Source organism: Diaphorobacter sp. HDW4A (assembly GCF_011305995.1).
Classification (GTDB): Bacteria; Pseudomonadota; Gammaproteobacteria; order Burkholderiales; family Burkholderiaceae_C; genus Diaphorobacter_A.
Map to the genome: position 1 here is coordinate 62,512 of NZ_CP049910.1, position 23,063 is coordinate 85,574.

General features: G+C 62.2%; 16 protein-coding genes. 8 read left to right on the forward strand and 8 right to left on the reverse strand.

Annotation, left to right across the window (positions count from 1 at the left end):
* Window positions 1–109 precede the first annotated feature (109 nt).
* Window positions 110–1,297, forward strand: coding sequence for a hypothetical protein (locus G7047_RS00300; protein ID WP_166299630.1), 1,188 nt, complete (start codon window positions 110–112; stop codon window positions 1,295–1,297).
* A 142-nt stretch (window positions 1,298–1,439) separates the two neighbouring features.
* Here the strand turns inward: G7047_RS00300 and bla are convergent, their stop codons facing one another.
* Window positions 1,440–2,324, reverse strand: coding sequence for a class A beta-lactamase (bla, locus tag G7047_RS00305; protein WP_166299633.1), 885 nt, complete (start codon window positions 2,322–2,324; stop codon window positions 1,440–1,442).
* A 116-nt stretch (window positions 2,325–2,440) separates the two neighbouring features.
* Between bla and G7047_RS00310 the strand changes: the two genes are divergently transcribed.
* From G7047_RS00310 to G7047_RS00325, 3 genes are all read left to right on the forward strand, one after another.
* Window positions 2,441–4,081 (forward strand): hypothetical protein, encoded by a 1,641-nt coding sequence (locus tag G7047_RS00310; RefSeq protein ID WP_166299636.1) that lies wholly within the window; start codon window positions 2,441–2,443, stop codon window positions 4,079–4,081.
* Window positions 4,082–4,381: 300 nt separating this feature from the next.
* Entirely contained in the window at window positions 4,382–7,396 is a 3,015-nt protein-coding gene (locus G7047_RS00315) for an IPTL-CTERM sorting domain-containing protein (protein WP_166299639.1), read from the forward strand.
* An 84-nt stretch (window positions 7,397–7,480) separates the two neighbouring features.
* On the forward strand, window positions 7,481–8,122 hold the full coding sequence (locus tag G7047_RS00325) for a class I SAM-dependent methyltransferase (protein WP_166299642.1): 642 nt from the start codon (window positions 7,481–7,483) through the stop codon (window positions 8,120–8,122).
* Between the two features lie 548 nt (window positions 8,123–8,670).
* Here the strand turns inward: G7047_RS00325 and G7047_RS00330 are convergent.
* Window positions 8,671–10,146: a GGDEF domain-containing protein gene (locus G7047_RS00330; protein ID WP_166299644.1), complete on the reverse strand. Its 1,476-nt coding sequence runs from the start codon at window positions 10,144–10,146 to the stop codon at window positions 8,671–8,673.
* Window positions 10,147–11,115: 969 nt separating this feature from the next.
* On the opposite strand from G7047_RS00330, the gene G7047_RS00335 reads away from it, so the two are divergent.
* Window positions 11,116–12,150 carry an asparaginase gene (locus tag G7047_RS00335; RefSeq protein WP_166311792.1) on the forward strand — a complete coding sequence of 345 codons (1,035 nt, stop codon included), beginning with the start codon at window positions 11,116–11,118 and terminating at the stop codon, window positions 12,148–12,150.
* A 15-nt stretch (window positions 12,151–12,165) separates the two neighbouring features.
* On the opposite strand, the gene G7047_RS00340 is transcribed toward G7047_RS00335, so the two are convergent.
* The 5 genes from G7047_RS00340 to G7047_RS00360 all read right to left on the reverse strand — a co-directional run bounded on the left by G7047_RS00340 (window position 12,166) and on the right by G7047_RS00360 (window position 17,360).
* Complete coding sequence (locus G7047_RS00340) at window positions 12,166–12,867, reverse strand: phosphoribosyltransferase (RefSeq protein ID WP_166299646.1); 702 nt, start codon at window positions 12,865–12,867, stop codon at window positions 12,166–12,168.
* Window position 12,868: 1 nt separating this feature from the next.
* Complete coding sequence (locus tag G7047_RS00345; RefSeq protein WP_205904693.1) at window positions 12,869–13,663, reverse strand: phosphoribosyltransferase family protein; 795 nt, start codon at window positions 13,661–13,663, stop codon at window positions 12,869–12,871.
* Window positions 13,663–14,754, reverse strand: a complete 1,092-nt coding sequence (locus tag G7047_RS00350; protein ID WP_166299649.1) for a BMP family ABC transporter substrate-binding protein — start codon at window positions 14,752–14,754, stop codon at window positions 13,663–13,665. Before G7047_RS00350 ends, G7047_RS00345 begins: the two co-directional genes overlap by 1 nt.
* 120 nt (window positions 14,755–14,874) lie before the next feature.
* Window positions 14,875–15,570: a response regulator transcription factor gene (locus G7047_RS00355; protein ID WP_166299652.1), complete on the reverse strand. Its 696-nt coding sequence runs from the start codon at window positions 15,568–15,570 to the stop codon at window positions 14,875–14,877.
* Window positions 15,567–17,360 (reverse strand): ATP-binding protein, encoded by a 1,794-nt coding sequence (locus G7047_RS00360; RefSeq protein ID WP_166299655.1) that lies wholly within the window; start codon window positions 17,358–17,360, stop codon window positions 15,567–15,569. The genes G7047_RS00355 and G7047_RS00360 overlap by 4 nt, the downstream gene beginning before the upstream one ends.
* Before the next feature lie 228 nt (window positions 17,361–17,588).
* Between G7047_RS00360 and G7047_RS00365 the strand changes: the two genes are divergently transcribed.
* Window positions 17,589–19,826: an IPTL-CTERM sorting domain-containing protein gene (locus G7047_RS00365; protein WP_166299658.1), complete on the forward strand. Its 2,238-nt coding sequence runs from the start codon at window positions 17,589–17,591 to the stop codon at window positions 19,824–19,826.
* Window positions 19,827–19,837: 11 nt separating this feature from the next.
* Here the strand turns inward: G7047_RS00365 and G7047_RS00370 are convergent, their stop codons facing one another.
* Window positions 19,838–20,368 (reverse strand): MarR family winged helix-turn-helix transcriptional regulator, encoded by a 531-nt coding sequence (locus tag G7047_RS00370; protein WP_166299661.1) that lies wholly within the window; start codon window positions 20,366–20,368, stop codon window positions 19,838–19,840.
* A 166-nt stretch (window positions 20,369–20,534) separates the two neighbouring features.
* On the opposite strand from G7047_RS00370, the gene G7047_RS00375 reads away from it, so the two are divergent.
* A complete protein-coding gene (locus G7047_RS00375) occupies window positions 20,535–21,518 on the forward strand; it encodes a Bug family tripartite tricarboxylate transporter substrate binding protein (RefSeq protein ID WP_166299663.1) in 984 nt (327 codons plus the stop codon).
* A 17-nt stretch (window positions 21,519–21,535) separates the two neighbouring features.
* Entirely contained in the window at window positions 21,536–22,897 is a 1,362-nt protein-coding gene (locus G7047_RS00380) for a sulfatase (RefSeq protein WP_166299665.1), read from the forward strand.
* Window positions 22,898–23,063: the final 166 nt, after the last annotated feature.

Below are 23,063 nucleotides of genomic sequence, written 5' to 3' on the forward strand. Positions count from 1 at the left end.
TTGGGATATAAATCGGGGATATCCGAGCCATTGCGGCGGTGGTGAGTCATCACTGCGCTTGCCATGGTTTGAATGCAGAAATCCAATTCTCTGACTCCGGGAGCCGACTTTGAGCCAGCAATTTCTCGTGATTTCCGGTGGTGAGCTGTGGCTGCACGAGGCCGACGGCAAGTCGTCACAGATCATCTCTCCCTTCGCCAAGGAAATGCTCCAGCGCGAAGCCGACCGACAGCGCACGACCTCGTGGAAATATGCCGAACGCGAGGACAGCAAGGGCCTGATCGGTCCGGCGCTGTGGGGCCGCGGCGGTGGCGGCGATGGCAACCTTGCGCCTGCGCGCTTTCTGCATGTCTGCAAGGCGGGCGAGCCGCGCACCATCTACTACGTGATGAACGTGGGGCGCACGGTGGGTCTGTTCAAATATTACCTCGACGAACAGCGCGAAATCCGTCTGTTCCACAGGCAGCAGGCGCAGATTCTGGGGCTCGCCTATCTGCCGCAGACGCGCCATGTGGTGCTCGCCATCATGCATGGCGATGGCACCTCGCACCTCGAAGTCTATGACGAAGAGGGTACGCAGAAGGGCGCGATCACGCATGGCGACAGCATCGACGCCGCGCCTGCCGCCATGCCCGGCGCCGAGGCCACGGTGGTTTATCAATCATGGGGGCTCGCACGCAACGCGGATTCGGGTGCGGTCGTCGGGCTTGGTCAGTCGGCCGTGCACTGGGTGGACTACAAGGCGGGCGAGATGGACAGCCTGCTCGACGATGCGGCCTGGGACTTCGTCGCGCCGCGCATCTCCGAAGACCGCGTGCTCTATTCGATCCGCAGACCGGCCGACAAGCCGCTGCACGAAAAGGCGGGCGGCGCGGCCAAGGATGCATTTCTGATGCCGCTGCGTCTGGGCAAGGCGGTGTTCGGTTACCTCAACGTGTTCTCGATGCTCTACGGCAAGGAGCCGCTGCGCTCGGCGGGCGGGCCGCGCACGCCGGAGCTCGATCAGGATCTCGGCACACTGTGGTTGCATGGTCGGCGCATCGAACTCTCCAAGGTACGCAATGATCCCGAATACGCGGGCAATCTCGTGCCCGCGTCATGGAAGCTCATCGCGCAGACAGGGCGCAACGCTGCGGCCGAGGAGATCGCCAGCCACGTCGCGCAATTTGACGTGCTGGCCGATGGCGCGCTGCTTTATTCGAACGGCTACGACATTTACCACTGGCAGCGCGGCAACGCCCGCAAGCTCGCGCGGCGCGAACTCGTCGAAGGGTTGCTGGGGATAGCCCCCCCCTGAGACGCTTCGCGCCTTCCCCCTCTCTCGAAACGCGTTGCGTTTCGAGAGAGGGGGGCGCAGCCAGCGCGGCGGGGAGGCTCTTGCGCGGCAGCCCTCGCTCAATGCGCGCTAGCTTCAGGCGCTGTGGGTCTTTGCGAAGCCCTCATGCGCCGCGCGTGATGCGGCGTGCGACGGTGGCAATCGCGGGCTCGATGCTTTTGCTGCTTCCCTTGCCTGCGGTGATGTAGACCGCTGCAATGATGGGCGGGCGGTGGGGCGGCCAGAACACGCCCACATCGTTGACCGAGCCATTGCCCGAGGAGCCGGTTTTCGTGCCGATTTTCCAGCCCGTGGGCAGATCGGCCGCGAGACGGCCGCGATTGGTGGTGGTGGCCTGCAGCCAGCGCGTGAGCTGCTCCCGGCTGCCGGATGACAGCGCATCGCCGAGCACCAGTTGCTGCAGCAGCGTGGCCATGGCGCGCGGTGATGTCGTGTCGCGCGGATCGCCCGGCTTGCTTTCGTTCAATGCGGGTTCCCAGCGATCCAGACGTGTGACGTCGTCGCCCAGCGAGCGTGCAAAGGCGGTGAGCCCCTGCGGCCCACCGAGTGTGTCGAGAATCAGGTTCGCGGCCGTGTTGTCACTCACGGTGATGGCGGCGTGGCAGAGCTCGGCGAGCGTCATGCCGTTCTTTCCTGCCTGTGATTCGGTGACCGGCGAGTACTCGATCAGCGCATCGCGGCCAAAGCGGATGCGGCGCTCCAGCTGCTCGCGCCCCTGATCCACGCGCTGCAGCACATGCGCAGCGGCCAGCCATTTGAAGGTGCTGCACATCGGAAAACGTTCGTCCAGACGCTGACCGTCCCAGTGGCCGCTCGCGGTGTCGAGCACCGCCACGCCGAGTCGACCGGTCGATTGCGCTTCGATGTCGGCATAGGGGCCGGACGGTGATTTCGGTTGGGATGTGGAGCAGGCGGCCAGCGGCAAGGCTGCGGCTGCGCAGGCGCTCAGGGCGCTGATGGCCCGAAGATGGAATTGACGACGGTGCATGGTGTGCGGCTTTCGATGTGTGGGAGGGAAAGAAGGTGTTTTGTCGACGGCCGCAAGAATGCCCGTGGATTGCGTTTTCGTAAAATAGCTACTCATAACATTCGTAACGCGTGCTCATGACGACCAAGAACCACAGCATCCCGATCTCGCTCGAGACTCCGTGGCGCGTAGCCGATGCCGGTGCGTCGCGCTTTGCCGCGTTGCTGCTGCTCGCATTGGCTGTGGCGCGTCGTTCTGGCGAGCCCTGTGTGCCGGTCTACCGGTTGCATTTCTTGGGGCAGGCGGGCCATGCGTTTCCGATGGCGCTGAGCCGGGCCTTTGCGCTGTTTGCACGAGCAGGCATGGCGGTGGGCTGGGGTGGCAATCCGGCGGCGGATGTCTTCACGCTGTCGGTGCGCGGGCGGGTGCATGGGCCGTTCTGGTTGACGAAGGCGGATGCGGCGCGTCTACAGTTTTTTGTGGATGGGAAGCTGTTGACGTTGGTGCAGCAGAAGAAACTGCTTGCGAGATTGGCGGGGTCGTTTCAAGCGGCGGGCGATGCGACTGCCGACGCAGAATTGGAAGCGCGGCTTGATCGCTGGATGCGGGTGTTTGTGCTCAGGCAGTCGGCGGAGGAGGGGCGGCTGTCCGTGCGCGAGGTGATGGACGGACTTGCTCGGGTGCGGGGAGGCGAAGACGGGTGTGACGCCTCGCGGCTCTGGGCGCTGAATCTGCAGGCCCGCTATGCGCGCCTGGCGCGGGACGGTGATCGTGCACGCGCCCTGTACAAGTCACTGCATCAGCGCAGCCGCGCGCCCATGGCATCTGATGCAGACGACGAGTTCACGCGGCGCATGCCGGTGCTCGAGGCGATAGCCGAGATCGGGCTCGCGTGGTGTGACCATCAGGACAATCGCAGCGCGGCGGCGCTGATGCGGCTTGAGCAGATGCGCGATCGCTTCGAGGGCGAGGTCGCGCCGCTGCGGCTGAGTTCGCGGCTGGCGGCGGAGTATTTCAATCTGCGGGCGCTCGCGCGGCGGGCGCTGCTTTTGGGTGCCACGGCGCAGCCGCATGGGCAGAGCGCGCAACAGGTGCTGCGTGACATGCAGCTTGCCCTGGTCTGCGCGGTGGAGACTGATTCGCTCACGCTCATGGAGGCCGTGGCATCCAACCTTGGCTACTCGCTGTGGCTGCTCGCGCCATCGCTGCAGGCGCGGCTTGGCGCTGCGGCGGGGCGGCGTTTGGCCGTACGCTGGATTCTGACCGGCGAGGCGCTTGCGCGGCGGCATGGGCTGGGCTCTGGCTCCTACTGGAACATCATTTACATCTGCCGTATTGCGCGCGGTGCGGCGGTGAGTCCGGACGACGCGGATGCTTGCTCCCAGATTGATGAAGCAACGCTGGCCGATTGGACTGCAGGGGTCTGGTCGCTGAAGGGTTTGCGCGCCGATCTCGCGCAAAGCAATGGCGACGCCAGTGACCCTGCGCAGCGCGAATTGCGCTCTTTGTGTGAACTGCTGCTTCCTTCGTCCTTGCCCGACTGGATCACGCTCACTGCGCGCATGCTGGATGCCGTGAGCGAGGACGTGGATGGCCAAACGATATCTCCCGTTCAACGCTGTGCTGCCATGCTGGAACACCTTTGGCAGCTCGTGCTGCAAGGCAGATGGGATGCAGCCGTCGAACTAAGGCGTCATCTCGAGGCGCAGCTGACTTCACTTGAGGTGGCACAGCGTAAGTACTTCAGGGCCGATCTCGCACGCTTGCCCCGCGTATGAGCCGTACCCGTGCGATTCGTGGGCGGCGTATCTGAATGTGCTGCCAAGCGCGGCCTTGACGAGTCAGGGTCCCCATTTTTCTGAACACTTGGATTCAGAATTTTCAAAGACCAGACGGGCCGTTGCATAGCAAGTCAACAAGCGTCAAATTCGCTCGCGAATGTTGATAAATGTTGGTATTCACTCCTTTTGATATTCATACGATTCATGAGCGATTGCAGGAGCTGGCGGCGCATGCCGTTGGGCGATCGACAAGTCATACGCATCAGACGTATTCCGTGAAATCAACCATGAAGCATCATGAATACAAAACACAGAGGGTGGGAACTGTCCGTCAAACCGGTTCATCTGGCAGTCTTGCTGCTGTTCGGCGCAAGTACGACGCACGCAGCAGGCACGAACCTGATCGTCAACGGCGGCTTTGAAAACAATCCGCCCGCAAGCTGCGGCAACAATTTGGGATGGGGCGTCGAGCCCTGGGTGGTTGGCGACGGCGCCCCCACCAATGTGGTGAAGGTCGATGGCGACCAGACCTGCATGTACGGTATGGGTGGCCCGACATTGGACGCCGAAAGCCAGACGGTTGGCACGCTTCGGCACTATCTCGATATCCAGAATGGCGACAACACGATCTCGCAGAGGTTCAATGTTCCAAGTTGCGGCTCCAAGGATGCTACTCCACGCAGTATCAGTTTCTCGGGGGACTTCTCGATTCGCGACAACCGCTGGGGCTCCGGCACCATCGAGATCTTCGACGAGACCACGCAGAAGGTGTTGGGCCATATCGACACGCCCGATGACGCCAACGGCAACATGTATCCCAAGAATGCGGCGGGCGTCGTCGTGCCATCGCACGATCAGGTCTGGCGCAAGGTGTCGGGCACTCTGCAGGTGGTGCCAGGTCACAAGATCACCTACCGCGCCACGGTTTCGGATTTCACCAACTTCGACAATGCGCAACTGAGCTTCGCAGACTTCACCTGTCCCTCCACCCAGATCACCGTGGTCAAGCAATGGAGCACGGGCATCGTCGGCGATGCGTCGACCATCAGCGTCAAGCGTGCGAACAATGGTGATCTAGCGGATCTGAGTGTGGTCGATTCTCTGGCCTCCACAGCGGATGCGACCGGAACCAACACCACGACGGACACCACACCATTCACTGCACCGGCCGGTGACAAGCTGCTGATCAAGGAAAGCTTTCCTGCCTCCCAACTGACCACATACAGCCAGGCGCTGAGCTGCACCAACCCCGGCATCATCGTGAGTGGCGATGCACAGACTGGCTTCATCATCGATACCGACCCCACCGCACCGCCCACCGAGTCAACCTGCACGCTGGTGAATACGGCCCTGCCTTCGCTCATCGTGAAAAAGCAGTGGCAAGGTGCGCAAGTCGATGATGCGGCCAACATCACCATCGTGGATTCGGCAAACGCAACACCATTGCAATTCGCTACACGCGCGACGACTGTGGCCAACGATGCGGCGGGCGAGGAACAGCACGTTGCGCAATTCACGATCGCGGCGGGTGCGCATACCTTCAATTTGGCAGAAGCGATGACCGGCCCCACGGCGGGAGGTACACCAGCGTTCTATGACACCGCAATCTCCTGCACCAATGCTGCGGGCATCGTCACGGGAGGGGTGTTCACTACCACCGGTAACCCCGGTCCGTCGATCTGCACTTTCACCAACACGATCGCGGGGCTGCAGTTCACCAAGGCGGCAGGGTCACCGTATGACGCGAATGCCTCCACCATCGTGGGGGATGCTGGCGATACGGTGTTGTACGGCTTCATGATCACCAATACTGGCCGTGCGACGGTCACCAACGTGGCGGTCAACGATCCGCTTCTTGGCACGCTGCCGGCAGCCAACTACGAGTGGCCGGATGCCAAGCATCCCGGAGTGCTGTTGCCCGGCCAGACCGCCAAGGCCACGGCGGTCTACACGCTCACCAAGGCCGACGCGGATGAAGGTTCGCTGACGAATGTCGCTACCGCCAGCGGCTCCACCGTCAACTCCCGGACGGCCGTCACATCGAACACCGGATCAACCACGACGCCGACGCATGCCGCACATCCGGCGCTCAGCATCACCAAGAGCGCGACGCTGTCAGACGCCAACGGCACTGGCATGTCCGGCGATGCGGGTGACCTCATCGCTTACAGCTTTGTGGTCAACAACACGGGCGACACGCCGCTGTTCGGGGTAACGCTGGCTGATCCGTTGCCGGGGCTCTCGGGCGTGGTTATCCACTGGCCGGATGTGACCAAGCCCGGCACGCTGACGGTGGGGCAGTCCGCCATGGCAACGGCCACGTACATGGTGACGGCTGCCGATGTCGCTGCAGGCAAGGTGAACAATAGCGCTACGGTGGCCTCGAACCCGATTTCGGGCGTGAACCCGGCGGCGACATCCAACGAGACATCCACGCCCACCAAGGCGCCGAGTCCGGCGCTTGGCATCACCAAACAGTCGAGTGTGACGGACACCAACAACTCGGGCCTCAAGGGCGATGCAGGCGACGTGATCAGTTACGTGGTCACGGTCACCAACACCGGTGATTCCAAACTGACAGGCGTGACCGTCACCGATCCGCTGCCTGGCCTGACCGGAGTGACGACGACGTGGCCGGATGAGGCCAATGCCGGCACGCTGGCTGTTGGGCAGAGCACTACGCTCAAGGGCAGCTACACCGTCACGGCGGCAGATGCGGGTGCTGGACGGGTGGTCAACACAGCCACGGCCGCAGCGGACAAAGTAGCGGGAGTGACAGTGCCTTCGGTCAACGCATCAAGCGAGACCACGGTGCAGACCACAAGTCCCAAGCTGGCCCTTGTCAAGACCGCCAGCGCGGCCGATACCAACAGCTCCAAGATTTCCGGCGATGCCGGTGACATGATCAGCTACCAGATCAAGGTGAGCAACGCGGGCAACGTGAACCTGAGCGGCGTGACCATCAAGGATCCGATGACGGGCCTGTCCGCGCTGAGCGTCACCTGGCCAAACTCGGCCAAGCCGGGCGTTCTCGCAATTGGGGAGTCGGCCACCGCCATCGCAACCTACACCATCACGGCTGCCGACGTGAAGGCTGGCAAGGTGATCAACACTGCGACCGCCTCGGCTCCGAACGTGGTCGACACGCCCGTGGATACGTCATCAGGCTCGGCGGAGTTGATTGTCGCTGCGCCTCCATCGGTGACAGGGGATGTGGCACCCGTGCCCACGCTCGGTCAATGGGCCCTGGTGCTTCTGTCGGCCATGGTGGCTGGTGTCGGCACATTGGTACGTCGTCGCAAGACGATCTGAGTGTGAGCCTGCAGCGCGATCGGTCGACGCTGACCGCGCTGCCTCGCGTTGGATGGCGAGCACTTTTGCATAATGGTCGTCACTATGAGCACAACCGCCGCATCCAAATCGCAAAGTTCCCACTTTGACCAAGCCGCCGCCGATTGGGACCAGCGGCCAACCAGTCAGCAACTGATGGTCGTTCCGTCCAGGCTGATGGCCGAGGTGGCTTTTGGTATCGACGATCGCGTGCTCGATTTGGGCGCGGGAACCGGGCTGCTGGCAACGGCTATTGCGTCTAAGGTGACACAGGTCACAGCGATCGACATGTCGGAGCCGATGCTCGCGGTTCTCGATGCCAAGGGCCATGCCAACATCCGCACCGTGTTGGGCAACGTCGCGCAGTATTCCAAGGAGCATTTGGGGCAATACAGCGCGATTGTCAGTTGCATGGTGCTGCACCACATTCCCGATACTGCGGAGACCTTCCGTGCCCTTGCCGACCTGCTGCAACCCGGCGGCCGCATTGCGCTGGTGGATCTATTTGCGGAAGACGGCACGTTCCATGGCACGCCCGAGGAGAATGCCGAGAAGGGCGTGCAGCACCATGGGTTCGACCCCGAGGCGCTGCGGGCCTTGGCCGCTGAGGTGGGGTTGGTCGATATCAAATTCCAGCCCATCGCAGAAGTCCAGCAACGCAATGGCCGTGCATATCCCCTGTTCCTGATGACGGGACACCTGCGCTGAGCAGACTTGAACGGGCGATTACAGGCGTGCAGTGTGCTTGAGGCCCCTCGTTTTCTGACGGACGTGTCACGATGAAGATGTAACAAACACGAATTCGACTTGAGAAAAGGTGGTTAAGGGTTTTTGCTAATCTAAAACTGCATTTTTATGTAGCGCCTTCAATACATTTCGCCTCAAATTCACCTATTTAGGGGACAGACAAACTATCAAATTCCTTGTGTAATTCGTACATGGTATTGGCGTTTCATTCTGTATGTACTCGAAATGCAATGTAGACATTGCAAGAAACGTCATTCAAAGCACTGCTGGGGTGGGCGAGCTGATCGCTCGACGTGGAAGAAGCGTGTGTGGGTGGACGAGGCAAGCGGAAAACAGCTGCCGAATCAGATGACAAAGTGGCGTGTGGACGTGGCCACGGAACATGGTCCTGAGGGACGGGCCGAACATCGAATAGAAAACACAAGTTCGATTGAATGGTGGGGAGGAAGCACGGGCCGGCGCTTGATTGTGTCGGCCCGTTCTGCTTTGGGGCTCAGCGCCCCGCCTCCTCAGTCAGAAATCGAAACCTGGATGACCCGGTTGCGCCCCTGTTGCTTGGCTTTATAGAGGCACTGGTCCGCGCGCACCAGCATAGTGTCCAAAGTCACGGTCGATAGACGATCCGATGCGAGGCCGATGCTCACTGTGCAAAGCAGCGGTTGCGATTGTCCGGGCACTGTGATAGGTGTGACTTCGAGGCTGATGCGGATGCTCTCGGCCACCTGCAGCGCATCGGCTGCCGAGGCGCGCGGCATGAACACGGCAAACTCCTCGCCGCCAAGGCGTCCGACGATGTCCTGACGGCGTAGACATTCACCAAACAGCTGCCCCAGACGGCGCAGCACATCGTCCCCTGCGGCATGGCCGAAGCGGTCGTTCACCGACTTGAAGTGGTCGATGTCGATCATCAGCACCGAGCACGACTCCAAGCGCTCCTTGAGTCGCTGCAGGGCGCTCGTCGAGGCTTCAAGAAACGCGCGGCGGTTGGGCAGGTTGGTGAGTTCGTCGTGATCCGCAAGCACCTTGAGCCGATTGACGAGCGCACGGTTGGCCACCATCACGCTGCCGATCATGATGGGCGTGAGCATCACGAGCGACAGGCCCATGCGCACCGACATCACCAGATCGCGGTTGAGCACACCATGCGAGTCGGTCAGCGTGTTCACGATAATGCTGATCAGCGACCAAGCGCTCACCCAGAAGGTGATGAATGCGGTGGTGAAAAGGCTGTAGCTGACCGCACACCACATCAACGCCGGAATGGTGAACGCCACGGCGCCGGGGCCGCCCACCATGTGACCGAACACGGCGGACAGCACCAGCGCGATGGCGGGCGAGACCTTCTCGATGGTGATTTGTCGGGCCAGCCAGCGCAAGGGTTGTGACGGGAACTGCTTGCGCGAGGGAATCGACAGCAGCAGCGGGAGAAAGCCGATGTAGTTCACCAGCTCGGTGGCGAACCAAATCGCGAAGCCCTTGAGCACGGTATCGTTGAACAGATGGATCATCGCCACTGCGCCCAGCAGGCCGGACATGGCGCTTGCGCCCACGATGGCCATCAGCATGTAGAGCACCGACGAAGTGGTCTGCAGCCGGTTCATCGAGCGTTCTGCTCTGTGGAAAATCCAGTAGCCGACGGCCACACCGGACAGGTTGGCCAGATTCAGCAGCACATTCTTGCTGAGCGAAGAGCCAGTGATCGCATCTGCCAGAAAGTAGCCAGCCGCTGCTGCTATCCATGCCCAGCGGTGTGAGAAGTGCGGATACCGGATGAGGATGCCCAGCAAGAAAGCGTTGGCGGGCCAATAGGAGGCCAGGTCACCGCCCGTGCGCGAAAAAATGCCAAACAGGCACAGCGCAAACACGGCACTGCCAAGCAACGCAGCATTGATGGCGGGGCGGTAGATCAGACTCATCCACAGCGACGTTGCACCAGTGGCCTGGGCGGCCGGCGCAGCGGGCGAATAGGAATGCGGATTGGACACGATGCTGCTCTGGACCCCATTGCATCAGTCAGGAAATCGCTGCAGCCTTCGAATCGACGCATACCATTGCGCTCGGTCCATGCAGAAACGCCCTCAACCAAAGTTTTGAAACATTCATTTACGTCAATGATCTCAAATGGCTGCGTTGCTGTCCATGAAGCGTATGGCTTGTCTCTATGGGTTTTGCTTCTCTGGTACAAAAAATCCCCCCCAATTTGATAGCACGAAAGCAGTACTTCGGATGGCTTCAGGTCAAACCGATCAATAAATTTGATGAGCGCGAAATCAAGCTGTGGCGTGCCATTGCGAGTGTATTGAAGCAGTCCAGGTCCGCGTTGATTGAGTTCGTGGACGCCAACCCTGAACCCATTGGCATGAATCCGTAAACCAATGTTAAATCGCAAAAAACGGATTGATTGTGTTTGTGTGTATTGGTTTGGGAGCCATTTTCTGAGGCGTCCAACACCGGGTATGCGGTCTCCTTTCTCATGGAGGGGCTGGTTTCACACAGCATGAAGGTGAGGGGTATGCAACGTATTTTAGAAATTGAACGGGCAACGCCGTTCGGCGATGGTGTGTCGCTGGCTTCATCAGCTGTGCGAGTGGGCATAGCGCGAAGATGGGCGCTATGACGATGGACGGCAAGACCATCTCTTGTCAGGTGACGGATGACAGCGAGGGTGACAACAACACGACCACCGTGGGCTCCATCAGCGATCCGTTCGCGTGAAAGTTGCAAGCAGGACTCAATTTATCAACGTTGTTCGAAGGCACCGGTTCACGCCCGAACCGGGCCTTCTGCGTTGTCGGCGCGATGTCACTCGTCAGCCGTAGTGATTGCCATGGGCTAACGGAGTCCGCATACTGCAATGGCAAAACCAATATCAACTGACGGAGACAAGAGCGATGACAACACTCATGCAGCGATGGCTGACGCGTGCGGGGCTGGGGCTGGTGGCGAGCTGCGCGATGGCGGTGATGCCCGATGTTCAGGCCCAAGCACAGATGCAGGACAGCAAGGAAAAGCCGGTCGTGGTCTTCATCGCTACTGGGGGCACGATTGCGATGAAGATCGATCCGGTGACCAAGGGCGTGGTGCCCGCGATCTCGGGCGACGATCTGATGCAGAGCGTGCCCGATGCGTCCAAGTATGCGCGCATCGAGGTCAACAACTTCTCGAAGATGAGCGCCAACTACATCACCAACGACTGGTGGGCACGGCTGACCAAGCTCGTTGAGCAGACACTGGCGCGCCCCGAGGTCGCGGGCGTGGTGGTGGCCCAGGGCACAGACACGATGGAGGAAACCGCCTACTGGCTTGACCTCACCGTCAAGTCGTCCAAGCCCGTGGTGCTGATCGGCGCGCAGCGCAATGCCTCGTCGCCGGATTTTGACGGCCCGCGCAATCTGCTCAACGCCATCCGAATCGCCGTCACGCCCGAGGCGCGCGACAAGGGCGTGATGGTGGCGATGAACAACGAGATCAACGCAGCGCGCAGTGTGACCAAGATGCACACCGCTGCGGTCGAAACTTTTCAGGGCGGCAACTACGGCTGGCTCGGCGAGGTCTGGGACGACAAGGTGGTCTTCTCGCGCGCGCCGCTGCGCCGCATGCACATTGCACTCACGACCGAGAGTTTTCCGGTGGTGCATATCTTCCCGATGTATGCGGGCGCAGACGGCAGCTTCATCCGCTATGCGGTGGACAACGGAACGCGGGGCATCGTGGTGCAGGCCGTGGGCATGGGGAACATGAACGTGTCGATGTTCGAGGCGGTGAAATATGCGCTCTCGAAGGGTGTGCCTGTCGTCGTTGCGAGCCGCGTACCGAATGGCCGCACCTATCCGCTCTACGGTTTTGACGGCGGCGGCAAGACCACCTTCGATGCGGGTGCGGTGATGTCGGGTGACCTGAGCGCACAGAAGTCCAAGATCCTGCTTACGTTGATGCTGCAGGGCGGCAGAGCGGACCGCGAAGCAATCCGCAAGGCGTTTGAAAACTGAGACTCAGCTGCAGGCCTATATGGAGCCGGGCATCGGCTCCCAGCCTCCGTCCGCGCGAGTGAACACCGGAATGTGTCCCGCCGCACGCACCTTGTGCGGCCAGTACGGCCCGAGTTCGGCAAGTGCATCGCGCCATGCATAGCCCTCGGTCAGCGCAACCGCGAGGCCGACCACCTCGGCACCCGCGCGCTCGAGCAGGCGGATTGCCGCCACCGCGCTGGTGCCGGTGTTGATCACATCGTCGACCAGCACCACGCGCGTGCCTTCGAGACGCTTGAGCAGGGCGGGGTCCAGGTAAAGCTTCTTGTATTGATCGGGGCTGGTCGACGAGTTCATGCGCTCGCTCAGCGCCTCGTCATACCAGAACTTGCGCGACAGACCCATGGCGACGTAGTGTGGGAGACCGAGCTTGCGCGCAGTGAGGCGCGCGTAGTCGAGGCCCATGGTGGGAACTGCGGCCACGCAGTCGGGCGAGAAGGTGCTGGCGACTTGGGCGATCAGCGGCGCGAGCGCGTCCTCGACTTCGAACGGCGTCTGGTTCGACATCAGCAGTGCGATGGCGCCGCCGCCGCTGGGCAGGGCGCGCAGCGGCAGCTCGAGCGTGCTGCCGTCGAGCAACTCGACGGGGTAGTGCGTGGTGTAGGGAGCGCGGACGGGGGCGAATTCGCCCGCTTTGTGCCAGCGCGCGTCGTAGTGCGCAAGGGTGGTGGGAAACATGTCAGGTGAGGCTTGCGGGTGTACTCGTGGGAGAGTCGTCATGGAGGGATGCGCAGGTCGGATCACCCGATCCGGCGCGGCAGAAGCCCGGCATAAAGTGCGCGGCAACCTCGGTCAGCACGTCGGGGGCGATGCGTCCGAGGTTGACGTGCAGCACCCGTGAGCGCAGCTCGCCAGCCTGCTCGCGCATGTCCGATGCAAGCAACGTCTTGACCTGCACGCCGCACGCAGCGGCAATTGCGGCGCGTCCGCCGTTCTCGGTTTTCTCGCCGATGGTGAACACGTCCACCACATCTGCACCGGCTTCGCGAATCGCGTGAACCAGCGCAAGCATGGTGCCGCCGGTGCTGATGAGATCGTCCACCAGCAGCACGCGGTCGCCGTGACGCACGCCATTCAGATAGATGTGGGTGCTGCCCTCGGCCAGATATTCATTGGTCAGCGGCACGATGATTTCACCGGGGCCGCCGCTCGGCGTCCAGCGCGCTAGCGTGCGCGGCAGGCGGTACTGACGCAGGATGTCGGCGATGATCATCGCGCCGCGGTCCTCCTCGCCTACGCCGAGTGTCGGCTGAGCGGCGGGGTCGATATGCAGGCGCGCGAGCAGGCAGACTGCATCTGTCAGCTCGGGCGAGAGCGGCGGAATGTTGTCGGTGATGGCGGTCGGAAAGAATGCGAATGTGCGTCCGCCCTGACCGACCACGGGGAACGTAGCTCGGTCGTCGAAGTCCGTTACCAGCAGGCGCACGGCTGCAACGATCTCGCGCACGCTATCCGGGGTTGCGACGTGGTACATCACTTGGGCAGCGATCCGGTGACGCCCTGCACCAACCAGTTCATCTGCAGCTTGTCGGCATCGGGCATCTCTGCGCCTGCGGCCACGCGCACCTTGCCGCTTTGGTCCTTGAGTGGGCCAAAGAACACGGGCTTCTTGCCGGAGGTGATGTCCTTGGCGCGCTGATCGACCAGCTTGCGCACATCGGCGGGCAGCTTGGGGCTGAACTTGTCGTAGTGGATCGCGCCGTCCTTCATGCCGATCCACACGTTGCCTGGCTTCCACTGGTTGGACAGCACGTCGGAGATGATCTTGCTGTAGTAGACGCTCCAGTCCAGGCGCGCCGCCGCGAGCTGCGCATCACCACCCCATTGGGTCATATCGGTGTCCCAGCCAAAGCCCAAGGCACCTGCGGCCTTGGCGGTTTGCAGCGGGGCGGGCGAATCGGTGTTCTGCATCAGCACGTCCGCGCCTTGCGCGAGCAGCGTCTTCGCGGCTTCCACTTCCTTGGGGGGATCGTAGAAGGTATTGACCCACACGAGGCGCGTGCTGATCTTGGGGTTCACCGCCTGCGCGCACAGCGTGAAGGCGTTGATGTTGCGGATGATCTCGGGAATCGGCACCGGTGCGACCACGCCCAGCACATTGGTTTTGGTCATCTTGCCCGCGATGGCGCCGTTCAGGCAGGCGCCTTCATAGGTGCGGATGTCGTAGATGCCGAGGTTGGGCGCGGTCTTGTAGCCGGTGGCGTGCTCGAAGGCCACTTTCGGGAAGTCGTCCGCCACCTTGACCATGCCATTCATGAATCCGAACGCGCCGCCGAAGATCAGCTTGGCACCCTGACCGGCGAGGTCGCGGGTGACGCGCTCCGCATCGTTCTCGGACACGTTCTCGACGAAGATGGTCTGGATCTTGTCGCCGAACTTCTTCTGCACTTCCTGGCGCGCGAGTTCATGCGCATACGACCAGCCCGCACCGCTGGCCGGGCCAATGTACATGAAGCCGACCTTGAGCGGTTCGGCCGCATGGGCAGTGGTGGCAAGGGCTGCGAGAGCGGCCACGGAGAGAAGCGCGCGCGCAGCGGCGGCGGGGCGGAGAGTCGATGCTTGCATGGTCAGCGCGCCATTGGGGCGCGGATTGAAGGTGGGAAGGGGAAGAAATCGAAGTGTCCGAGCATAGGCAACAGCCGCGCGTCGCGCCATCCGCCTTTGGTAGGAGGTCGACAAGCGCGATCAGGTGCCGGATTGCACGGAATTGGTGCCGACTGAGCCGGTAAGACCATCCGTACTGCGGATCAGCCGCTCCATGGAGCGCACCAGCATGGCCAGTGTGGAGAGGCCCATCTTGCGCATGACCTGTGCGCGGTGCTGTTTGACCGTGGCCTCGCTCATGCCGAGCTGTGCGGCGATCTGCTTGTTCAACAGACCATCGACCACCGCATGCAGCACCTCGTGCTCACGTCGTGTGAGGCTGGCGTAGCGCGTACGCAGAATGGTCAGCTCCTCGCGCGCATGGTGCTCGGCGCGATCACGGACCAGCGCCTCGTTGATCGCGCGCAGCAGATCGCCCTCACGAAACGGCTTGCTCAGAAATTCCACGGCTCCGGCTTTCATCGCTCGCACGCTCATTGGAATGTCGCCATGGCCGGTGATCATGATGGTGGGCGGTAGCGGGTGGCCACCGGTTCGGCTCGCCGCGTGCAGCAGATCGAGCCCGTTGATGTCCGGCAGCCGCACATCGAGCACGAGGCAAGTCGGCCCCGGCTCGGCGGCGTCGCGTGCCAGAAAATCCGCTACGCGCGCGAACACCTGTACCCGCAGCCCCAACGAGCGCAGCAGGCTGTCGAGCGCCGTGCGAATGGCCGCGTCATCGTCGACCACATAGACCAGTCCGCTTTCCATCTGCGGTGTGGATGCGGGCGCTGTCATCGCACCACCTCGGCAGGCAATTCAAACCAGAATAGCGCGCCGCCCGAGTCGGATTCGCCAACATGAATGCGCCCTCCGTGCGCCTCGATGATGGAGCGCGCAATCGCAAGGCCAAATCCCAGACCCTCGGGCTTGGTGCTCTGGAATGCGTCGAACATGCGCTCGCGCCGCTCGGGGGCAATGCCGGGGCCGGTGTCTGCCACCGCTACGCGCAGGCATGGCTCGCCATCGCGCGCTGAGCGGGACGTGTCGATGCTGAGGTGAATGCGGCGTGCTCGTTCATCGGGCAACGCCTTGAGTGCATCGACCGCGTTGACCAGCAGGTTGATCTGCACCTGTTGCAGCTGCGTGCGATCCGCGTAGGTGCGTGGCAGCGCGGGTGCAATCCGCACGCGCAACTCGATGCGAAAGCGCCGCGCCTGCGCCGCCACCAGACGCAGGCTGTCCCACGCCACCTGTGCCAGATCGACCTGCTCGTGCGCGCTCGGGGTGCGCTGCAGAAACCCCCGAATGCGCGCCAGTACTTGGCCTGCGTAGTCGCCACTTGCGGCAATGCGGCGCGCGGCCGCCGTTGCCTCGCCCAGATTGGCAGGCTGCATGGCGAGCCAGCGTGCGCATGCGTTGGCATCCAGCACCATGGCGGTGAGTGGCTGGTTGATCTCATGCGCAATCGACGTAGCCAGTTCGCCCAGCGTGGTCAGTCGCGCGCGCTGGCTGATCTCGGCGAGCGCGCGCTCAGCAGCGCGCTCCAGCGACGAGGTGTCGGCCAGCCCCTGGCTGATCTGCGTGGCGACCAGCGTGAGGAAATTTTCGTAGTCGGCATCAAGCCGCTTGTGCGGATTGAGTGCCACCACCAGCCAGCAGGGCGGACGCCCCGCATTGGGCTCCGGAATCGGCACTACAGCCACCTGTCGAAAGTGCGGTGTTGACCCTGTCGACAGCAGCACCTGCGAGGCGCCCAGCAATTGCAGGCGCGGCGCACCGCGCATCGCCACAGTCAACGCATGCGCGGCGGTGATGGATTGTGGGGTGCTCGAGTCCGGTGGCAGTGATAGAGGAAGAAGGCCGTTACGGCCCGCACCGCAGCTCACTTGCTGGAGCCATCGAGGCGGGTGAGTTTCGCCATCGGGCACATACAGTGCGCACAGCGGCAGATCGCGCGCATGGCGCGCAAGGCAAGCCTCAAGTGCCGCGTAGTATTGCGAGAGCTTGCGGGCGCCGCGCGTGCTCCCGGTCAGATCGGCCAGCATCGCCATGCGCCGCGCGCCTAGCACGCGCGTCGTCGCATCGAAGACCGGTGCGATGATGCCGCGCACCAGCCCCTCAGCGTCAAACAACGGGCTGTACGAGAAAACCTCGTGGATTTCTTCGGTGTAGTCGGCGCGCCGGTACAGCAGCTCGATGTCACTTTGCAGCACCGCCCGGCCGCTCTCAAACACCTGCGCGAGCAATGGATGCAGCGTGGGCATCACATCGGGCTGCACCTCGGCCAGCGGCTTGCCCAGATCCTGCGGATGCTGTCCTTCGAAGAAATGGCGCGCCGCATCATTCCAGAATGTGCACAAGGTCTCGCCCCAATACACGATATGCGGAAATTCCGAATGCAACGTGATGCGCAGCGTGTCGTGCAGCTGTGTCGGCCAGTTGGTCGGGGGGCCGAGCGGGTTGCCATGCCAGTCCTGCGCAAGCAGGCTGCGGCCGACTTCGCCACCTTGGGCGAGGTAGCGCAGCATGGGCGGGGTGGCGTGAAGGGTGTCCCGAGGCCCGTCGAACGTGGCGGGAAATGGCATGTGGTGGGTGGCTGCACCGTTGCGTGCGTATTGTGCAGCGGCGGCGCGATTCTACTCAATGCCCATTGAATTCATGCTGCAGCGCATTTGTTGCGCTCTTCTGTGTCTCATTGTGTCAGTAAATGTTATTTATAATTGAATTGTTTTATTCAATAGTATTTAGGCTATCATTCCGTTCAGAGCGATGGGCGTGGATATCGAGCCCTCATCTCGCAGGGAGGATAGCCAATGACTCAATACACATCCATGGCAGCGCTGGTCATTGCCGCGTTGCTTCCATCCTTTGGTGCCGCGCAGTCCATGGGCCCCAACCTCATCGTGAACAACGGGTTCGAAAACAACCCGCCCACTATCTGCGGCAACAACTACAGTGGAACCGGTAATCCACGATCCGTAGCCCCCTGGATCGTCGGGGCAGGCAATGAGCCGAACGTCGTGACCGTCGATGGCGGCAATGCCTGTACCGGCTACATCGGTGGTCCTGTGATGGATGCCGAAGACGGCCATGCGGCAAACGCGCAACAGCACTATCTGGATATCGTGGGTCAAAACACCGTTTCGCAAACCTTTACCGTGCCCACATGCGGCGCCACGGATACGGTGGCGCGCAACGTGGATTTCTACGGTTTTTTCTCGGTGCGGGATTACTCCTGGATGACCGGAAGCGGGTACATCCGCATCCTCGATCAATCGGTGTTGGATATCAATGGAAATCCCACTGAATTGAAAAGAGTCGATGTCAGTATTGGCTCTACGGATGCGAATGGCAGCCAAGTGGATCCTAGATACCAGACATGGAAAAAGTTCTCTGATTCGACGGCTGTCGTGCCCGGTCACCAGATCACCTATGAAGTCCTGATCACGGACTACCTGAATTTCGACAACGCCTTCATGGCATTCACTGATTCCCCTTGTGCGTCTACCACGCTCGCACTGGCCAAGCAGTGGAATGGCGCAACCAATGGCCACACTGCGACACTGACCGCTACGCGCGACAACGGTGCGACGCAGGTCGACACGTTCATATCGACAGCTACCGGAGTGCCGGGGCAGGTGAACCAGGATGCCACGCCCTTCACCGTCTTCGCCGCCGATGAGATCCGCATCAGCGAGACGCTCACCAGTCTGGGCAGCGCGACCTACAGCCAAGCCCTCAGCTGCACTGGAGACACGACGGTGACCTCACTGGGCACCGGGCAGTACAGCGTCAAGATTGGCAGCGTGAGTGTGAACACGGCCCCCATCGTCTGCACCATGGTGAACACCAACACGACCCAGTCCACGCTCACGCTGGTGAAGCAGTGGAACGGCGCGCAGGAGGGTGACATCGCCACGCTGACCGCTGCGCCGCAGGGCAGCGCAGCCCCCATCGCACTGACCTCCACGGCCACTTCGCTCGCCAACGATGCTGGCGGGCAAAGCCAGTCCGGCACAGCGACCGTGGTCACGCCGGGCGCGGTCTACACGCTGACCGAGTCCATCACTGGCGCGGCCGTCTACGATAAGGCGCTGACATGCATCGGAGCGCAAGTCGGCGGAGGAGGCGTCGTGACCGTCGATTCCGCCATCGGCACACAAGCCGTCTGCACGATGAGCAATACGCTGGCCGCGCTCACCATCGTCAAGCAGCAGGATGCGGTGGCCGACATCAATGGCTCCACCATCATCGGCGATGCGGGCGATGTCATCAACTATTCATTCACCGTCACCAACACGGGCAAGGCGACGCTGCATGCCGTAGGCATCAGCGACGCACTGCCCGGCGTGACCGGCATGACCATCATATGGCCCGATCCGGCAGCGCCCGGCGTGCTGAAAGCTGGAGAGGTTGCCACCGCGACCGCCAGCTTCAGCATCACCACGCAGGACGTCACCAACACCAAGGTGGACAACTCCGCCATGGCCAGTGGCACGTCGCCCGGAAATCAGGCCGTGAGCGCGACATCCAATACGGTGAGTACGCCCACGTTGGCACCACACCCCTTGCTCTCTATCATCAAGACCGCGACGGTGGCCAACACCAACCAATCGCTCCTGACGGGCGACGCGGGCGATGTGATCAGCTACCAGATCGTCGTCACCAATATCGGCGACGTGCCGCTGGCGGGTGTGAAGATCGATGATCCCCTGGCGGGGCTGTCTGCGCTCGTCGTGACATGGCCCGACAACAACCAACCTGGCGTGCTGGCCAAGGGTGCAAGCGCGAGCGCCACGGCCAGCTACACCATCGCTGCTTCCGATACGGTTTCCGGCCAGGTCAGTAACACTGCAACAGCCAGCGCCAATCCGGTGGCCGGTGTGAGTGCGGCCAACGTGTCGTCAACCGCAGTGACGCCGGTGCTGAAGCCGCCGGTGACGGTGAACGCCGCTGCGGTGCCGACGCTCGGCGAATGGGCGCTGATCAGCCTGTCATCCCTGCTGGCGATGGCCGCCGCGATGGGTTTGCGACGCCGCCGCATGCGCTGATGCAGCGTGCACTACACGTGCCTGCTGCCTTCCCGGCGCGAGGGGTATAGCGCGCTGTCGTCAGGCCTTCGCTCCATCGCCTGCGCCTGCTGCTGCAGTGACTGCAGCGCATGGTCGAGCGCCTGCACATCGTTGGTCGAAAGATCGTTCATCAACTGCACATTGATTGCGCGGATCTGTGGCCAGAGTTCGTCGTGCAGCACCATGCCCGGCTGCGTGAGATGCAGCAGCGCTTCGCGGCGATTCGAGGTGTTGTGGGTTCGAGCGATCAGTCCCTTTTTCTGCAGCGAATTGAGCGCACGCGAGACGCGTGCGCGGTCAAGTTCCAGCCGTTCGGCCAGCACGGACGGTTGGATGCCCGGCTCGTGTGCAAGCCACATCAGCATGCCCCATTCGCGACGCGTGATGCCGTAGCGGCGCTCGCACAGATGTGTGACCACCCGGCTCGACGCGGCACTGAGCTTGGCGAGCCGATACAGCAGCAGCTCGGGAGGATGCTCGGGTTGGATGAGCGTGGAGGACGGCGGAGGCAAAGGCGACATGCGGGAAAACACGGTGCATGGTTGATTTGAACAATTGTCGTCGCATCCTCAACCATCGGTGATTGAAAAATCGCGCAAGCTCATTTGGATCTTGCATACACCGGTCTCGCCGGTCTTCTTTCTCCACGTCTATAGTCAACTCGTTCACTGCAACGGAATTTCGATCATGAAGCAACACCAAGCACCGCATCGTCGTCAATTCATCGCGCAATCCACCGCCGTACTGGCGGGCTCTCTGGGTTGGCCGTTGCTCGCATCCGCACAGGACCCGGTGCTGCGCATCGTGGTCGGTTATCCGCCGGGCGGCGGCAGCGACCGGGTAGCACGCATCATCGGCGACAAGCTTCAGGGGGCCCTTGGCAGTCCGGTGATCGTCGAGAACAAGGTGGGCGCCGGTGGCCGCGTGGCCGCGCAGTATGTGAAGACCGCACCCGCGAACCAACCCATGCTGATGCTGGCCAATCCCGCGGTGATGGTGGTGTCGCCGCTGGTGGTGAGCGATGTGGGTTACGACGCCGACAAGGATTTCGTGCCCGTCAGCGAGGTCAACAGTTATGTGTTCGGCGTGGCGGTGTCGAGCGCCGTGCCGGTCAAGAAGCTCTCGCATTTGCTTGCCTGGCTCAAGGCGAATCCACAGAAAGCCAACATCGGTGTTCCGGCCACGGGCAGTCTGCCGCATTTCTTTGCGCTGATGCTCGGCCAGAAGGCAGGTGTGACGGCCGAGGCGGTGGGCTACAAGGGCTCGGCACCGCTGGTCACCGACCTCATCGGCGGACAGGTGCCGGTGGCGGTGGACACGCTCGACGTCCTCTTGCCGCAGCATGAGTCGGGCAAGTTGCGCATTCTGGCCGTGTCGGGCGAGCACCGCCATTCCGCTGTGCCGCAGGTCGCGACGCTCAAGGAATCCGGCGTGAATCTGAGCGCCGAGGGCTGGAGCACGTTCTTCGCGCCGCGCTCGATGCCAGCGGTGCAGGTGCAGCGCTATTCCGCGCTCATCCAGAAGGTGATGCAGGATCCCGATACTGTGCGCCTGTTCAAAACAAGCAATCTCGACCCGGTCGTGAGCTCGGCCAATCAGACCCGCCAGCGCATCACCGCCTATCGCAAGCAATGGGAGCCGGTGATCCGCGAATCCGGCTACCGCTCGTGATGGCATCGAGCGTAGCCATGCAAAAGCAAGTGCAACCACAAAAACAGCAGCGCCCCAACATCGTCTTCATCGTGGCCGACGATCTCGGTTATGCCGATCTCGGCTGCTATGGCGGGCGCGATGCGGCGTTCGGCGCGGTTTCGCCCGAGATTGATCGCCTCGCGAAGAATGGCCTCAGGCTCACTCAAGGCTATTCCAACTCGCCCGTGTGCTCGCCCACGCGCTTTGCGCTGATGACTGCGCGGTATCAGTACCGCCTGCGTGGTGCAGCGGAAGAACCCATTCGCACCAACACGCGCGGCAATGCCGAACTGGGTCTGCCACCCGCGCATCCCACACTGCCCTCGCTGCTGCGGGATGCGGGCTACCGCACGGCGCTCATGGGCAAGTGGCACCTGGGCTATCCGCCGCACTTCGGCCCGCTGATGTCGGGCTACGAGGAATTCTTCGGCCCGATGTCGGGCGGGGTGGACTACTTCACCCATTGCGGCGCGAACGGCCAGCACGACCTGTGGGTAGGTGAAGAGGAGAAGAAGCAGGAAGGCTACCTCACCGACCTGATCACCGAGCGCTCCGTGGACTTCATCGACCGCATGGCCGAGGGCGCGAAGGAGGGCATGCCGTTCTTTCTGAGCGTGCACTACACCGCGCCGCACTGGCCTTGGGAGACGCGCGACGACGAGGCACTGTCGCGCGAGCTGGTCGACAACCAACAGGCGATCTACCACCTGCACGGCGGCAATGTCGAGAGCTACCGCCGCATGATCCACCACATGGACGAAGGCATAGGCCGCATCATGCGCACGCTGCAACAGCACAGGCTGGATGAGGACACACTGGTCGTCTTCACCAGCGACAACGGAGGCGAGCGATTCTCAGACAGCTGGCCACTGGTCGGCGGCAAGATGGACCTCACCGAAGGTGGCATCCGCGTGCCATGGATCGCTCACTGGCCGCGCGGCATCGCGCCAGGCACGGTCAGCCGCCAGACTTGCATGACCATGGACTGGTCCGCCACCATGCTCGATCTCGGCGGTGCCACCGCGCACGCCGACTATCCGCTGGACGGCCAATCGCTCGCGCCGCTGCTGCGCGACGCGGTTTCGCTGAACGACCGCGCGCTTTTCTGGCGCATGAACCACCGTGGTCAGCGCGCCATGCGCGAGGGCGACTGGAAGTACCTGCGCGTTGATGGCATCGACTACCTCTTCCACCTGAAGAGCGACGAACGCGAACGCGCCAACCTCGCCCTCGTGCAGCCCGAGCGCCTCACCGCGATGATCGCAGCATGGGACGTCTGGAACACCAGCATGCCGCTGATACCGGGTGATGCGACAGTGAGTCTTTGTTATACCGAGAAGGACATGCCGCAGCGCTGATGCGCACACGATTCATCACCAATCCACACACCACTGCCCATAGATAAATGTAGCTTTTTGATTCCTCGGCATGCAAATAAGATGCGGTTCACGTTTTGTCAGACTTGTTTGAAGGTTACTGACACCTAGAGAACTGCTCATCAAGGCCCAAGGGGGGTGACCATGC

Coding starts and splice junctions, on each gene's coding strand:
- bla (WP_166299633.1), bottom strand. CDS start 2,324: ATGCACCGTCGTCAATTCCATCTTCGGGCCATCAGCGCCCTGAGCGCC.
- G7047_RS00310 (WP_166299636.1), top strand. CDS start 2,441: ATGACGACCAAGAACCACAGCATCCCGATCTCGCTCGAGACTCCGTGG.
- G7047_RS00315 (WP_166299639.1), top strand. CDS start 4,382: ATGAATACAAAACACAGAGGGTGGGAACTGTCCGTCAAACCGGTTCAT.
- G7047_RS00325 (WP_166299642.1), top strand. CDS start 7,481: ATGAGCACAACCGCCGCATCCAAATCGCAAAGTTCCCACTTTGACCAA.
- G7047_RS00335 (WP_166311792.1), top strand. CDS start 11,116: ATGGCGGTGATGCCCGATGTTCAGGCCCAAGCACAGATGCAGGACAGC.
- G7047_RS00340 (WP_166299646.1), bottom strand. CDS start 12,867: ATGTTTCCCACCACCCTTGCGCACTACGACGCGCGCTGGCACAAAGCG.
- G7047_RS00345 (WP_205904693.1), bottom strand. CDS start 13,663: ATGTACCACGTCGCAACCCCGGATAGCGTGCGCGAGATCGTTGCAGCC.
- G7047_RS00350 (WP_166299649.1), bottom strand. CDS start 14,754: ATGCAAGCATCGACTCTCCGCCCCGCCGCCGCTGCGCGCGCGCTTCTC.
- G7047_RS00355 (WP_166299652.1), bottom strand. CDS start 15,570: ATGACAGCGCCCGCATCCACACCGCAGATGGAAAGCGGACTGGTCTAT.
- G7047_RS00360 (WP_166299655.1), bottom strand. CDS start 17,360: ATGCCATTTCCCGCCACGTTCGACGGGCCTCGGGACACCCTTCACGCC.
- G7047_RS00365 (WP_166299658.1), top strand. CDS start 17,589: ATGACTCAATACACATCCATGGCAGCGCTGGTCATTGCCGCGTTGCTT.
- G7047_RS00370 (WP_166299661.1), bottom strand. CDS start 20,368: ATGTCGCCTTTGCCTCCGCCGTCCTCCACGCTCATCCAACCCGAGCAT.
- G7047_RS00375 (WP_166299663.1), top strand. CDS start 20,535: ATGAAGCAACACCAAGCACCGCATCGTCGTCAATTCATCGCGCAATCC.
- G7047_RS00380 (WP_166299665.1), top strand. CDS start 21,536: ATGCAAAAGCAAGTGCAACCACAAAAACAGCAGCGCCCCAACATCGTC.